The 14318-nt window shown below is 66.6% G+C and carries 11 protein-coding genes; 8 read left to right on the plus strand and 3 right to left on the minus strand.

The features are described from left to right. The first annotated feature begins 247 nt into the window (after positions 1–247). Positions 248–577, plus strand: a complete 330-nt coding sequence (gene fliE / locus DER72_RS06900) for a flagellar hook-basal body complex protein FliE (protein ID WP_110069269.1) — start codon at positions 248–250, stop codon at positions 575–577. Positions 578–644: 67 nt separating this feature from the next. Here fliE and DER72_RS06905 read toward each other — a convergent pair whose 3' ends face one another. Further along, entirely contained in the window at positions 645–1019 is a 375-nt protein-coding gene (locus DER72_RS06905; protein WP_110069270.1) for a flagellar protein FlaG, read from the minus strand. A 153-nt stretch (positions 1020–1172) separates the two neighbouring features. Beyond that, on the minus strand, positions 1173–3146 hold the full coding sequence (locus DER72_RS06910; protein WP_258306228.1) for a methyl-accepting chemotaxis protein: 1974 nt from the start codon (positions 3144–3146) through the stop codon (positions 1173–1175). 339 nt (positions 3147–3485) lie between these two features. Between DER72_RS06910 and DER72_RS06915 the strand changes: the two genes are divergently transcribed. The 5 genes from DER72_RS06915 to DER72_RS06935 all read left to right on the plus strand — a co-directional run bounded on the left by DER72_RS06915 (position 3486) and on the right by DER72_RS06935 (position 11033). Then, positions 3486–4904 (plus strand): diguanylate cyclase domain-containing protein, encoded by a 1419-nt coding sequence (locus DER72_RS06915; protein WP_110069271.1) that lies wholly within the window; start codon positions 3486–3488, stop codon positions 4902–4904. Positions 4905–5029: 125 nt separating this feature from the next. Further along, positions 5030–6409: a diguanylate cyclase gene (locus DER72_RS06920; RefSeq protein WP_110069272.1), complete on the plus strand. Its 1380-nt coding sequence runs from the start codon at positions 5030–5032 to the stop codon at positions 6407–6409. Next, positions 6409–8148 carry a bifunctional diguanylate cyclase/phosphodiesterase gene (locus DER72_RS06925; protein ID WP_110069273.1) on the plus strand — a complete coding sequence of 580 codons (1740 nt, stop codon included), beginning with the start codon at positions 6409–6411 and terminating at the stop codon, positions 8146–8148. Before DER72_RS06920 ends, DER72_RS06925 begins: the two co-directional genes overlap by 1 nt. 83 nt (positions 8149–8231) lie before the next feature. Beyond that, the gene (locus DER72_RS06930) at positions 8232–10757 is read left to right on the plus strand and encodes an EAL domain-containing protein (RefSeq protein WP_110069274.1); all 2526 of its coding nucleotides are present in this window, start codon (positions 8232–8234) and stop codon (positions 10755–10757) included. An 84-nt stretch (positions 10758–10841) separates the two neighbouring features. Beyond that, complete coding sequence (locus tag DER72_RS06935) at positions 10842–11033, plus strand: hypothetical protein (RefSeq protein ID WP_110069275.1); 192 nt, start codon at positions 10842–10844, stop codon at positions 11031–11033. Here DER72_RS06935 and tnpA read toward each other — a convergent pair. Beyond that, positions 11009–11422: an IS200/IS605 family transposase gene (tnpA, locus tag DER72_RS06940; RefSeq protein WP_110069276.1), complete on the minus strand. Its 414-nt coding sequence runs from the start codon at positions 11420–11422 to the stop codon at positions 11009–11011. The two genes, DER72_RS06935 and tnpA, sit on opposite strands and share 25 nt — an antisense overlap. Before the next feature lie 56 nt (positions 11423–11478). Between tnpA and DER72_RS06945 the strand changes: the two genes are divergently transcribed. Both DER72_RS06945 and DER72_RS06950 read left to right on the plus strand, forming a co-directional pair. Further along, positions 11479–12654, plus strand: coding sequence for an RNA-guided endonuclease TnpB family protein (locus tag DER72_RS06945; protein WP_110069277.1), 1176 nt, complete (start codon positions 11479–11481; stop codon positions 12652–12654). Positions 12655–12704: 50 nt separating this feature from the next. After that, positions 12705–14300: a methyl-accepting chemotaxis protein gene (locus DER72_RS06950; protein WP_258306233.1), complete on the plus strand. Its 1596-nt coding sequence runs from the start codon at positions 12705–12707 to the stop codon at positions 14298–14300. The last annotated feature ends 18 nt before the right edge of the window (positions 14301–14318 follow it).

The raw sequence follows: 14318 nt of genomic DNA on the forward strand, positions 1-14318 counted from the left end.
ATGAGCAATGACGATGGCCACTGTCATGGAAGAAAAAGGCATTATCGGCGTCCATGGCTCGCGATTGGCTGCCCTGGCGGCAGTCGGAACTGTGATGGACGCCATTATCCTTGTCGCCGTCGACCCCTAATCCGGAATAAGCCCCCCTTTTCATCGGCATTTGCCCCGATGGCGGCGAGCCACCCGGTGCTAGCCTTGTCAGCCATCGACTACCGTCAACCAGAACAGCAGCAGGCGAGGCGTTTTCATGAGTTCACCGGCTATTCAGTCCGCCCTGACCCAGATGCAGAGCCTGGCGACCCAGGCCGCCGGCCAGTCGGCCAAGGGACAGCAGGTCTCCACTCAGGTGGGGGCGGGGGGCTTTGCCGGGGAGCTGCAGGCGTCGATCCAGCGCATCAACCGCCTGCAGCAGGTTTCCGCGGCCAAGGCGCAGGCCTTCCAGGCCGGCGACCCCAGCGTGGAACTCAACGACCTGATGGTGGACATGCAGAAGGCCAGCGTGGCCTTCCAGATGGGCACTCAGGTGCGCAATCGCCTGGTGACGGCCTACAAGGACGTGATGAACATGCAGGTGTGATATTGCCTGCTGCGCTCGATATCCCGTCCGCCGGCGGTACTCAAGATCCTCATTGAGCAAACACCCGCTAGGCTTCCAGGCTGAGCAGCCGCCCCTGCACCTCGCCGAGGCGCTCCGCCACCCGCAGCACCTCCTCCGAGGGGATCTGGCGGATCACATCGCCGCTCTCGCGGTCGACGATACGCGTCACCACCCGCGACTCCACCTCCCCCAGCTCGAACTGCACCCCGTAGTGGCGCATCACCTCGTTGATGCGCTGGATCGGCTCGACCAGCTCACCGCGGCTAGGCGGCACCTGGCCGCTTTCCGCCTGGGCGAGGACGCCGCCGGCGGCGGGCAGGGCGGTCTCCAGCACGCGCTCCATCTGCTGGCGGGGCGTCAGTCCCTGCAGGGCGGGACTGACGGCGGTGACGCTGGTGGCATCATAGAGAGGTGAGCTCATGGCACGGTTCCTTGGCGGACGTTGTTCTAGGCGAGACACCCCGGCAGGCTGCCGCGGCACCCTTTGATTCGATCGCTTCCCTCCTTTTATCGGCACGGGGGCGGCAGAGCTTTAGCTCGGCCGCCCCCGGGTGCTCTGGCGTCGGCCTGAGGCCTAGGAGAAGGCGGGTTCGCGCTGACTGGCGTCGGGTGTCTCGGCGCTGGGCAGTGAGGCGCTCTCGCTCACCTTGAACTGGCCGATCAGCCGGGCCATGTCGCTGGCCTGGTCGTCCAGCGAGCGGCTGGCGGCCGACACCTGCTCCACCAGGGCGGCGTTCTGCTGGGTCACCTCCTCGAGTTGGGAGACCGCCTGGTTGATCTGCTCGATGCCCGCCGACTGCTCACCGGTGGCCGCTGCCATCTCGGCCACCAGCTCGGCGACCTTCTCTACCTGGCGAGTGATCTCGGCCAGGGTCTCACCGGTGGTGCGCACCAGCCGCTCGCCCTCGTCGATGCGCGCTACGTTGGTGCTGATCAGGCGGCGGATCTGCTCGGCCTCCTCCGCGCTGCGGCTGGCCAGCTTGCGCACCTCCTGGGCTACCACCGCGAAGCCGCGCCCGTGCTCACCGGCGCGGGCCGCCTCCACCGAGGCGTTGAGGGCCAGCAGGTTGGTCTGGAAGGCGATGTTGTCGATCGCCGCGACGATGGAGGTCACCTCCTGGTTGGCGGTATGGATCTGCTCCATTGCCGCGCTGGCCTGCAGGGCCACCTCGTTGGCGGCCCGGGCGCGTTCGGCGGTCTCGCCGGTCATGGTGCGGGCGGTGTGGGCGTTGTCGGCGGTCTGGCGCACGGTGGCGGTGATCTGCTCCATGCTTGAGGCGGTCTCCACCAGGGAGGCGGACTGCTCCTCGGTACGCTGGGCCAGGTCCTGGTTGCCCTGGGCGATCTCGCCGCTGGCGACCTCCACCGAGAGCGCCCCGCGGCGGATATTGGCCACCAGTTGCTCGGTGGCCTCGGTGGCGTCGTTGAACGCCCGGTAGAGGCGGTTGAGCTCGTCGCTGCCGAGCACCGGCAGGCGCCGGGTCAGATCCCCGCCGCGGCTCTCGATATCCTCGAGGGCGAGGCGCAGGGAGCGCGTGATGCTGCGCACCACCAGGAAGGCAAAGAGGATGGCCAGGCCCGCGGCGACAAGCGTCACCACGGCGTAGGCGATCAGGTCCTGGCGCGCCTCGCGGCGCAGGGCCGCCGCGGCCGTCTCGACCTCACCGATCGCCGCGTACTCTACGTCGCGCAGGCGCTCGATCTTGACCGTCTGCCAGTCGAACCACTGTTCGGCATCGACCTCGAAGTCGCCCATGACGCCGCGCTCCACGGCCACCTGACGCAGCGGCACCAGACGCTCGATCTCCGGGCCGCTCAGCGCCTCGGCCAGCCGCTCGCGAAGGCTGGCACTCGCCAGGCTGTCGAAGGTCGCCAGGAAGGCCGCTTCCTCACCGACCAGCGAGAGCAGGCGCTGGTGGGCGGGGGCGCGCATCACGTTGGCCCCGAAGGCGTTGGTGAGCAGGGCGCGCTCGATGCCCGCCAGGTCCTTGGCCTCGAGCAGGGCGTAGTAGGTGGAGAGCCCGCGGGTGATGCTGGCGGCCTCGGTGCGCTGGGTCATGCGTCCGACCAGGGTCATCAGCTCGCCGTTGATGGCGGTGTAGTGGCCGATGGCCTCCTCGGCGGCGATCGCCAGGCCGTCGACCCGCTGGCGAATGCCCTCATGGCTCGCCAGCAGCTGCTGCACCCGGTCGAGACTGCCCTGCATCCGCTCGTCCAGGCGGCTCTCCATGTTGTCGATGTAATCGCGCAGGACCGCGATCTGGGCATCGGTCTGCGAGCGCTGGGCCGCCAGGCGGTTGACGAACTCGCTGCCCTGGCTGCCCAGGTAGTAGCCCGAGGTCATGCTACGTTCGCGCTGCATCTCATGCACCAGGTCGCCGGCGCGAAGGGCGAGCACGGCCAGCCCCTCCAGCTCGGCCATGTTGGCGGCCAGGCGCTGGCGTTCGAGGATGCCGCTGCCCGCGAACCAGGCCAGGGCCAGCAGCGGCAGCAGCAGGGTGAGCAGGAACTTCCTGCCCATGGGGATGCGGTGAAGAAGGTGGGTCATCAAGGTCTCTCCGGAGGGTGGCAGGCAGCCTGTCTGAAAGCGTTATCGGCAGTGTGCCTTTAGGCTTTAGGCTTTAGGCGAACAGGCAGCCACCGGTGCCGACGATGACCCAGGTCAGAAATGCGCCGCCCTATTCGCCACGCCTGAGCCGGCGGAGGGCGGCCAGGCGAAACGCCTGCTCAAACCTCCGATTCCAGAAGTCATGGTTGAAGGTTGGCATCTCGCACCTAAGTGCTGCCCGATGAAGTAGTTGACACCAAGGATGCAACGGCGCAAATAAAGAGCCTCGGTCGAGGTCTATTCCGGCATCGCCCCGCCTTCCACCCTCTGGATCCGTGAATGCCCTACTCCTCGAAACCTGCCGAATCCGACATGTCCGGCATGATCCAGTCCTGCGGCGCCCTGCTGGTGCTTTCCGCAGACCTGGGGCAGGTCCTGCAGGCCAGTGACAACCTCGCCGAGGTGGCCGGTGTATCGCCGGATACCGCCCTGGCGCACGGGCCCGGGAAGGTGCTGGGCCATGCCCTCTGGCAGCGGCTGTCTCGTGAGCTGCAGGGGCGTGCCCGGCTTGCGGCCGCCGTGGTGATTTCTCGGCGGGTGGCGGGACAGGTGCGGCGCCTGCAGGTCGATCTCCATCGGCAGGGCGAGCGCGTATTCGTCGAGATCGAGCCTTTGCACGCAAGCAGTAATAAGCGCCGCCTGCTGGCCGCGGTGAGTGGCTGGCTTGCGCAGCTGGCGGCTGCCGACCACCCCGACCGGCTGCTGGAGACCCTGGTGGAGGGCGTGCAGTCGATCACCGGGCACGACCGCGTGCTGGTGGCCAGCTTCGATGCCGAGGGGCACGGCGCCGTGGTGGCAGAGTCGGTGGCGGCGAAGGTGCCCTCGCTGATGGGCATGCGTTTTCCCGCCAGCGACTTCCCGCCCCAGATGCGGGAAATTTTCGAGCGTCAGGCGGTGTGCAGTGTCCCTGACGTCGAGGCGGCCTCCGTTCCCCTGAGGCCCCGCCGAGACCCGCTGACGGGGGCCCCCGTCGACCTCTCGTCCGCCCTGTTAAGGGGGCTCTCCTCTGCCCAGCGGCACTACCTGCGGGCCATGCAGGTCAGGGCGGTGCTGACCGTCGCCATGCAGGGCGATGCCGGCCTGTGGGGGCTGCTGCTGTTTCGCGGCGAGCAGCGGGAGACCCACGCCTGGGCCGGCATGCCGAGAAGCGGCCGCGAGGCCATGGCGCCGGCTACCCAGCCGCTGCTCGGCCAGCTCTTCGAACAGTGGCGCGAGGAGGTGCGCGGCCGGAGCGCGCCCTGGGAGAGGATCGAGCGGCTGGCCGCCATGGACCTGGCCGAGGATCTTGGGGTGATGGCCGCGGCCCAGCAGATTCACCGGCTCTATGCCGACCTGCGCCGCGAGCGCGAGGCCCTGGCCGAGGCCAACCGTCGCCTCGAGCGGCTGGCCCACTACGACCCCCTGACGCAGTCCTGGAACCGCTACAGCATCGAACGCGCCCTGGATACCGAGATCGGCGCCGCCGAGCAGTTCGTGGTGGTGGCCAGCCATTGTGGCCTGGAGTCGGGGCTTGGGCTTGCCGAGCGGCTGCGCGCCCATGTGGCGGCGCTCAGCGTGCCGGGCCTCTCCCGGCGCATCACCATCAGCATCGGGGTCGCTACCTGGCAGCCGGGCGATACCCGCAAGAGCCTGCTGGCCCGCGCCGATGCCGCCATGTACCGGGCCAAGCACGGCGGCCGCAACCGGGTGGAGTCCTGAGCGATACACTGGCCTGCCCCTGCCATTCGACTGATTTTTCCGAGACTTGAGTGATACCTTCGTCTCTCGTGCTGCGCTGCGATACGCTGTTATTATCCTTCGCGATAAGAACAAGGACATTCTTCATGTGTAACCCATGCCACTCCCCGGATGGTCTGGCGGGCCGTGATGCTGCCATCGAAGAGGCGCTCTCCCTGCCGGCAGGCGCCGTGACTTTCGAGCCGGCCTCGCCTGAGGTCTTCTGCCGCCAGCTGCACGTGGCGGTCGAGCAGAGCCCCGTCGCCATCGCCATCACCGATCTCAACGGACGCATCCTGTATGCCAATCGCTGCTATCAGCAGATCTCCGGCTATTCCCTGAGTGACCTGCTCGGCCGCACGCCCGCCCTGGTGCAGTCTGGTGAGACTCCCGCTGAGATCTATCGCGAGCTCTGGGGCGCCATCACGAATGGCTGCGTCTGGGAGGGGGTGCTGAAGAATCGACGCGGCAATGGCGAAATCTACTGGGCGAAGCAGGTGATTACCCCGGTGCGCAACGCCGCGGGCGAGCTGGTCAACTTCGTGGCCGTTCAGGAGGATGTCACCAAGCAGCGCCGTCAGCAGAACGAGCTGCGGTTACTGGCCATGGTCTTCGAGACCGGCCAGGCGACCCTGATCACCGATGCCGAGATGCGCATCGAGAAGGTCAACCAGGCGTTCGTGGATATCACCGGCTACCAGGCCGAGGAGGTCGTCGGCCAGACGCCCCGGCTGTTCAAGTCCGGGCGCCATGACAAGGCCTTCTACGACCGCCTCTGGGAGTCGCTCGAGACCACTGGTCACTGGCAGGGCGAGATATGGAACCGCAACCGCTTCGGCGAGGTGTATCCCCTCTGGCAGTCGATCACCGCGGTGCTCGACGACCAGGGGCAGGTGCGCAACTACGTGGCGGTGTTCCACAACATCAGCGAGCGAAAGCGCATGGAACAGGAGCTGGAGCGCCAGGCCTCGCGTGATCACCTCACCGGCGCCTACAACCGCCGCGCCTTCGATACCGCGCTGCGTCAGGCGATGCAGGAAGCCGAGCACGATGGTCAGCCCCTGTCCCTGCTGCTGCTCGATATCGACCACTTCAAGGCCGTCAATGATCGCCATGGTCACGACGTCGGCGACCGTGTTCTCCAGAGCGTGGCCAAGCGGCTGAGCACCAGCCTGCGCAGCAGCGACCTGCTGGCGCGCTGGGGCGGTGAGGAGTTCGCTATCCTGCTCCCCGGCACACCCCTCAAGGGGGCAGCCACCTTCGCCGACCGGCTGCGGGCTCAGGTTGCCGAGCAGCGCCTGCACGGGATTTCGATCACCGTCAGCATCGGTATCAGTGCTCTCCGTCCCGGTGAAGGGCCCGAGGCGCTGCTGCGCCGCGTGGACACTGCGCTCTACCGCGCCAAGAATGCCGGACGCAACAGCGTGGTGGTGGACGCAGAACCAGGGGGCAACGGCGAGTCAGCGCATGGGGAAGAGATGCCGTGATGAACTCCTTCTCTTCCATCAACCCCCTGGCGTTTCCCGCCCGCTACGCCGAATCCGGCTTTCAGCATGCCGACGAGGCGATCCTGGTGACCGATAAGCACCACTGCATCGTGGCGGCCAACCCGCGTTTCATGGAGCTGACCGGCAAGCCGCTGGATGCGCTGATCGGCGAAACCCTCGAGGCGGCGGGGCTTGAGGGCCGCTGGCATATTGACAGGCCGCGCTTTCTGGCGGAGCTGGAAAATGGCGGCCGGGCGCGTGCCGAGGTGCACTGGCGCGATGCCCGTGGCCATGAGCGCCCCGGCCTGCTCTCCGCGCGCCGGGTGCGAGAGCCCAGCCGCGAGCCCTATCAGGTGCTGGTGCTGACGGACCTGGCCTGCCTGGCGGTGCCGGGGGGCGTGCCAAGCTCGACCCGTGAGGTCTACTTCGACAGCCTGACCGGGCTGCCCAATCAGCAACTGGTCACACAGCTGATCGAGGAGTCGATCCGGCATGCCCGGCACTCGGATGGACAGCTGGCCGTGTGCGCCCTGGATATCGACCACTTCAAGCACCACAACGACCAGCTAGGCCGCCAGCTCGGTGACCTGCTGCTGGCCACCTTTGCCAAGCGCATCACCCACCTGATGGGCGGCGACGACGTGGTCGCCCGGGTGGGGGGTGACGAGTTCGTGCTGCTGCTCCACGGCGTCTCGGGCGATGCCCTCTATCAGCAGCTGCTGGAGGCCATCGAGAAGCCCCTGGTGCTGCAGGGCCACAGCGTGCGCCTGACCGCCAGCCTCGGGGTCACCTGCTTTCCCGACGACAGCGTCGAGGGCGACGTGCTGCTGCGCCATGCCACCCAGGCCATGTATCGGGCCAAGCAGCGTGGACGCAACACCTTCCACCGCTTCGACCCCAATCAGGACCGCGAGCTGCAGGTGCGCCAGGAGCGGCGCACCCGGCTGGCAGAAGGGCTCGAGCTGGGCGAGCTGCGTCTCCACTACCAGCCCCAGGTCGACCTGTTCGATGGCAGCGTGGTGGGCGTCGAGGCCCTGGTTCGCTGGCAGCACCCCGAGGACGGGCTGCTGGCGCCGGGCGCCTTCCTCTCGGTGGTCACTGGCTCCCACCTGGAACAGGAGCTCGGCGAATGGGTGCTCGAGGCCGCCCTTAAGCAAATCACCGAGTGGCAGGGCATTGGCATCGACCTGCCCGTGCACGTCAACATCAGCCCCCCACATCTTCTGAGCGACACCTTCGTGGCCGGCCTCGAAGCGCTGCTGGCGCGCTACCCCAATGTATCGCCAAGCCGGCTCAAGCTGGAGATCCTCGAGAGCACCGCCATCCATGACGTCCAGCAGGCGCTGGCCACCATGCGCCGCTGCCAGGCCATGGGCATCGACTTCGCCATCGACGACTTCGGCACCGGCTTCTCCTCGCTGACCCACCTGCGCCAGCTCCCGGTGGACCTGATCAAGATCGACCAGAGCTTCGTGCGCGACATGCTCAGCGACCCCGACGACCTCGCCATCGTCGAGAGCGTCATCTTCATGGCCAATCGCTTCAAGCGCCCCATGCTGGCCGAGGGGGTAGAGACCCTCGCTCATGCTCGCGCCCTGGTGAAGCTGGGGTGTTGCCTCGCCCAGGGCTATGGGATCGCCCGCCCCATGCCCGCCGATGCCCTGCCGGACTGGCTGGCGGAGTGGCCGCATCGACACGAGTGGCGGGTGCTCTCGATGCAGATGAGCGCATCAGGTTGATCCGGCTCAAGATGTTTGTGGGTCGGCCGAGATACACTGATCCGTTTACTTGATCAATATCGCCCCTTGACCCACGGAAGCCCATGAGCCAGGAACTGCCCATCGAGCGCATCATGCAGCGTGCGCTTCTCACCTGTGACCCCGACACGCCGCTCAGTGAGGCCGCTGCCCGCATGGCCGAACGGCGCTGCAGCTCTATCGTGGTGATGGAGGGCGGCAAGCCGGTGGGTATCTGGACCGAGCGCGATGCCTTGGCCGTTGATTTTGCCGACCTCTCCGCCATGCGGCGCCCCATTGCCGAGGTCATGAGCATGCCGGTGAATGGGGTGCACCGCGCGACGCCGGTAGGCGAGGCGCTGATCGCCATGGACAGCGCGGGCCGTCGTCATCTGCTGGTGGTGGGCGACAGCGGCGAGCCCCTCGGCATGGTGACGCAGACCGATCTCGCCGTGAATCAGGGCATCGAGCCCTACCTGCGCCTGCGCGAGGTCAGCAGCGTGCTTAGCCACCGCCCGCTGGTGCTGTCGGGCCACCTGCTGCTTGCCGAGGCTGCCGCGGCCATGCGTGAGCATTGCGATGCTGCCGTGGTAGAGGCGAACGCCGCAGGCGAACTAGGCATCATCACCGAGCGCGACATGGTGCGCTTCATCGCCCGCTACCCGGGCAACACCCCGGTGGTCGCGCTGGCCAGTCGCCCGCTGGTCACCGTGGGACACGAAGACACCCTGATCCACGCCCGCGACCGCCTGATCGACCTGCGGCTGCGTCACCTGGCGGTGGTCGACGGCCACGGCCAGGTCGTCGGCCTGCTGGGGTTCCGCGACATGCTGGCCGGCGCCGAGCGGCTCTACGTGGAGGACCTGCGCCGCGCCCTGGAGCAGCGCGACCAGGCCTTGGCGCTCTCTCGCCAGAACCTGCAGATGGCCGAGCGGGTGATCGATGCCTCCCTGGAGGGGATCATCATCACCAACCCCAACGGCGTCATCGAGTACGTCAACCCGGCCTTCTGTCAGGTCACCGGCTATAGCGTAGAGGAAGCGGTCGGGCGCACGCCGGCGCTGCTCTCCTCCGGGCGTCACGATGCCAGCTTCTACCGGCAGATGTGGCAGGAGCTCGACGCCCACGGCTACTGGCGGGGGGAGATCTGGAACCGGCGCAAGGGCGGGGCGCTCTACCTGGAGCGGCTGACCATCACCGCCGTCACCGATGACGGCGGCGAGGTGACCCACTATGCCGCGCTCTTCACCGACATCACCCTGATCCGCGAGAACGAGGAGCGGGTGCGCCGGCTGGCCTACTACGACCCCCTGACACGCCTGCCCAACCGCCGCCTGCTGGAGGACCGCCTGGAGCTGGCCATTCGCCACGCCCATCGCCAGGGGCAGGGGCTGGCGGTGATCTTCATCGACCTGGACCATTTCAAGCAGGTCAACGATACCTTGGGCCACGCCGTGGGCGACGAGCTGCTGCTACAGGTGGCCCAGCGTCTGCAGGCGCGGCTGCGCGAGGACGACACCCTGGCCCGCCTCGGCGGCGATGAGTTTCTCGCCCTGCTGCCGGAGCTGAACAGCCTGGAAGAGGTGACGCTTGTGGCCCGCCGGCTGATCGACGCCGTGGCCCAGCCTTTCGAGGTCCTTGGCAACACCTTTCGCATCGGCTGCAGCCTCGGCATCAGCCTCTATCCGGAGGATGGCACCACCGCGGATGCCCTGGTGCGCAGCGCCGACACCGCCATGTACCGTGCCAAGCGCGAGGGGCGCAACACCTACCGGCTGTTCCGCGCCGAGATGAACGACCACGATAGCCGCCTGCTGGCGCTGGAGAGCGCCCTGCGCGACACCGTGGAGAGCGGCGAGGGGTTAGCCGTTCACTACCAGCCACTGGTGAGCCGTGATTCCGGCGAGGTGGAGGGTGCCGAGGCCCTGGTGCGCTGGGCGCATCCCGAGTTCGGCGATGTCTCGCCAGGGGTTCTGATCCCCATCGCGGAGCGTTCCGGGCTGATCATTCCGCTCGGGCGCTGGGTCATGGAGGAGGTGGCCGGGCAGCTCAGGGAATGGCGCCAGGCAGGGCTCAACCCGCCCCGGGTCGCCATCAACCTCTCTTCCAGCCAGTTCTGGCAGCGCAGCCTGGTCGAAGAGATCCGCCAGCTCTTCGAGCGCTTCGAGCTGCCGCCGGGGCAGATCGGCTTCGAGCTCACCGAAAGCGTGCTGCTCGACCGCCAGCAGGAGGCTGTGGCCGTGCTGAGTGACCTGCGAGAGCTGGGCTGCCGTATCGCCATCGACGACTTCGGCACCGGCTACTCGTCGCTCAGCTACCTGCAGGACCTGCCGCTGACCACCCTCAAGGTGGATCGGAGCTTCGTGCAGCGCCTAGCCGTCGACGACGCGAGTGAGCGCCGCGGCAGCGCCGCCATTGTCGCGGCCGTTACCGGCCTGGCTCAGGAGCTGGGGCTGCGGGTGGTGGCCGAAGGGGTGGAGACCGAAGCGCAGCTCGAAGCGCTCGCCCGCTACCCGGTCACCCTGATCCAGGGCTACCTGACCGGCAGGCCGGTAGACGCCGAGACCTTCCAGCGGCGCTATCTCGGATCTGTAGACGCCTGTCGCGATTAAAGTTATTGGCCTTGCGACCGATAAGACTCTTTCATGAACCGATGCGGTGGCGTGCCGCAGTCAAGCCCGTGAAGGAGTCCCCCCATGCGTCATCTTTCGATTCGTGCCAGCCTGCTGATGGCCTTCGGTGCCATGCTGGCGCTGATTCTCGGCATCAGCGTGCTCAGCTTTCAGGCACAGGGAGTCAGCAAAATCCGCGTGAACCCTCGCCCACTCGGGCGGGGAGGTAAGCGGTGGCCGCGCAAGCGGCCCTATTCTGGCGTCTTCTGCCCCTGAACATAGGCTTTAAGCATTTCGATAGTGGCGCCGCCTGCACTACAGGCAAAATACGACCGGGACCACAGCGCAGCGCTATTGCTCAAGCGTGGAATATGGGTGTTCAAGAAACGCACCCGACGGGATGAGGTGGATTTCAAGTTGTTCACCAGTACGCTGATTGACAGCTTCGGCGGATATTCCACCAGTAGGTGGACGTGATCCTCTTCCCCATCGAACTCAAGAACGTGGCAATCGAGCTTTTCGCAGGCCGACTCAAACGCCTCACGCAACTGCCCGATCATGTAACCGTCGAACACCTTGCGCCGATATTTCGTCGTAAAGACGAGATGGACAACCAGCCGCGTGACGCTGTGCCTGCCACGCCGGTAGTTTCCCTGCACACTCACTTGCTTTTCTCCGTTTGAGACCTTAATTTATAGGCATTGTAGCAGGGAGCACTGACATGCTGAAGGCCATCAAGATACGCATCTATCCCACGACCGAACAGGCGGATTTCCTGAACCGCCAGTTCGGCGCGGTGCGTTTCTGCTACAATACCGGCCTTCGCGTCATGTCCCATCGCTACCGGCGTCACGGCCAGTCGTTGAGCGCCAAGCACGACCTCAAGAAGCTACTTCCTGTCGCCAAGAAGTCCCGCAAGTATGGGTGGCTGAAGGAGGCAGACTCCATGGCCCTCCAGCAGGCGTGCCTGAACCTCGATCATGCCTTCCAGCGCTTCTTCGATCCCAAGCAGAAGGGCGGCTACCCGCGCTTCAAGAGCAAGCGGGGCAAGCAGTCCAGCTATCACTGCGTCGGCGTCAGGGCCGGCGACAACTGGATCAAGGTGCCCAAGCTCGGGCCGATCAGGGCCAGGGTGCATCGGAAGGTCGAGGGCCGACTGAAAAGCATCACCCTGACCCGCACCGTCACCGGCAAGCACTATGCCTCCTTGCTGTTTGAAACAGAGCAGGCCGCCCCGGCACCGCTGAAGGACATTGACGCCGCCAAGGTCGTGGGCCTGGATATGGGGCTGTCGCACCTCGCTATCGACTCCGCCGGCCGTAAGTTCGCCAATCCGAGATTCCTCAAGCAGGCGCAGAAGAATCTCAAGCGCAAGCAGCAGGCGCTGTCCCGCACGAAGAAGGGCAGCGCCAACCGGAGCAAGGCCCGATTGCTCGTCGCCAAGGCTCACGAGCGGGTGGCCAACGCCCGCAACGACCTCCAGCACAAACTGTCTCGGCAGATCGTTGACGACAACCAAGCGGTGATCGTCGAGACGCTGAAGGTCAAAAACATGATGAAAAATGACAAGCTCGCCAAGCACATCGGCGACGCATCATGGCACGCCTTGATCGCCAAACTGGAATACAAGGCCAAGGAGCAGGGCAAGCATCTGGTCAAGATCGACCAGTGGTTCGCAAGCTCCAAGACTTGCCATGCCTGCCAGCACAAGAGGGGCGCCATGCCGTTGAACGTCCGGTCGTGGGAGTGCCCGGCCTGCCACACACAGCATGACCGGGACATCAATGCGGCGCGGAACATCAAGCAGCAAGGCATCATCCAGTTGAAGGCGGAAGGGCTGTCCGTCTCTGCCCATGGAGGCTTGCGTAAGTCCGGCACATCGCCGGCGGCTGCCTGAGAAGTGGGAAGCCTCGCCCGTTAGGGCGGGGAGCAGTCACCAGAGCGGCCCTGAATGACCTGGTGCGCGTCAACCTGGCCCAGGCCAATCATGCCAACCGGGCCGACGTGAACGTCGCCGAGATGCGGGCCCACATCGTGCGCTTTGGTGAGTTTGCTCGCCAGGGGCAGGATGCCGCGGCGGCACGGGAGATCGCCCTGGCAGGGGAGGCCATGGAGCGTGCTGAGGCTCGCATGGAGGCCTTTCGCGGCATTACACTCGGCCCCTCCCCCGAGCGCGCCCGGCTGGTGGATGAGGTCAACGCCGCCTATGCCGAACTGGTGAGCCCCGGCTTCAAGGCCGCGATCCTCGGCGGTGAGCTGGACGGCATCTTCGCCTATCGTCAGCAGGTCACCGAGGCAGGGGGGCGCTTCGCCGAGGTGATGCGCGAATTCATGAATTTCTCCGAGGCCCGTGCCGATATGCGCTATGCGGGTGCGGCAGCAGCCGGCGAACGCATGCAGTGGATTTCCATCGCCCTGTTGGTGCTCGCCCTGTTGGTGGCCGCCCTGGTGATGCTGATGATCAACCGTCAGGTAGTGGCCCCGCTGCGCGAGACCGTCTCCCACTGCGAACGCATCGCTGGCGGGGATCTGACCGGCACGATTCGCCGCGGCAGCCGCAACGAGATCGGCCAGCTCTTCTCCGCCCTGGGCGATATGCAGGCGCGGCTGCGCGGTATCGTCACCACCCTGCACGCCAGCAGCGACAGCGTGGCCACCGGGGCGACCCAGATCGCCGAGGGTAGCCAGGACCTGGCCTCGCGGACCGAGGAGCAGGCTTCCGCCCTGCAGGAGACCGCCTCCAGCATGGAGCAGATCGCCTCGACCGTGCGCCAGAATACCGACACGGCCTCTCAGGCTAACGAGATCTCCCGCACCGCCGCCGAGCGCGCCGAGGTGGGCATCAAGGAGGTCGAAGCCAGCGTCGAGCTGATGCAGGGCATGGAGGAGAGTTCGCGCCAGATCGCCGAGATCATCGGGGTGATCGACGGTATCGCCTTCCAGACCAATATCCTGGCGCTCAACGCCTCGGTGGAGGCGGCCCGGGCCGGCGAGCACGGCAAGGGCTTTGCGGTGGTGGCAAGCGAGGTGCGTATCCTGGCCAGCCGCACGGCGGACTCCTCCCGTCAGATTCGCACCATGATCGAGGAGGTGACCCAGCGCATCAGCGAGGGCTCTCAGCAGGCGGGCCGCAGCGGTGAGAAGATCCGCGGCGTGGTGGAGTCGGTGCGCCAGGTGGCGGCGATGATCGACGAGCTGGCGCTCGCCGCCCAGGAGCAGCAGTCCGGCGTCGAGCAGGTGGGCACTGCCGTCTCCCAGATGGATGCCGTGACCCAGCAGAACGCCTCACTGGTGGAGCAGACGTCCACCGCTTCGGCCAACCTCAAGGACGAAGCTCAGCGCCTGGCCCAGGTGGTCGGCACCTTCAAGTTCGAGGCAGGCCAGGAGGGCGTATCCCCGGCGGCGCCCTTTGCCCCGGCAGCCGCTGCGGCGGCACCGGCGGCACCCGTGACTAATCGCCCCTCGCTCCAGGCCCCCGCCTCCGGTTCCAGGGCCCCAGCGCAGCGCCAGGCGCAGGCCGAGCCGGAGTGGGAGGAGTTTTAAGAGTTGAAGGCGGGGCGT

This window comes from Halomonas sp. A11-A (assembly GCF_003182195.1).
GTDB classification, from domain to species: domain Bacteria; phylum Pseudomonadota; class Gammaproteobacteria; order Pseudomonadales; family Halomonadaceae; genus Halomonas; species Halomonas alkalicola.

Excerpts from the sequence above, each read along its gene's own strand:
- DER72_RS06945 (WP_110069277.1), top strand. The coding sequence starts at position 11,479 with ATGCTGAAGGCCATCAAGATACGCATCTATCCCACGACCGAACAGGCG.
- DER72_RS06910 (WP_258306228.1), bottom strand. The coding sequence starts at position 3,146 with ATGACCCACCTTCTTCACCGCATCCCCATGGGCAGGAAGTTCCTGCTC.
- DER72_RS06935 (WP_110069275.1), top strand. The coding sequence starts at position 10,842 with ATGCGTCATCTTTCGATTCGTGCCAGCCTGCTGATGGCCTTCGGTGCC.
- fliE (WP_110069269.1), top strand. The coding sequence starts at position 248 with ATGAGTTCACCGGCTATTCAGTCCGCCCTGACCCAGATGCAGAGCCTG.
- DER72_RS06920 (WP_110069272.1), top strand. The coding sequence starts at position 5,030 with ATGTGTAACCCATGCCACTCCCCGGATGGTCTGGCGGGCCGTGATGCT.
- DER72_RS06930 (WP_110069274.1), top strand. The coding sequence starts at position 8,232 with ATGAGCCAGGAACTGCCCATCGAGCGCATCATGCAGCGTGCGCTTCTC.
- DER72_RS06905 (WP_110069270.1), bottom strand. The coding sequence starts at position 1,019 with ATGAGCTCACCTCTCTATGATGCCACCAGCGTCACCGCCGTCAGTCCC.
- DER72_RS06915 (WP_110069271.1), top strand. The coding sequence starts at position 3,486 with ATGCCCTACTCCTCGAAACCTGCCGAATCCGACATGTCCGGCATGATC.
- DER72_RS06925 (WP_110069273.1), top strand. The coding sequence starts at position 6,409 with ATGAACTCCTTCTCTTCCATCAACCCCCTGGCGTTTCCCGCCCGCTAC.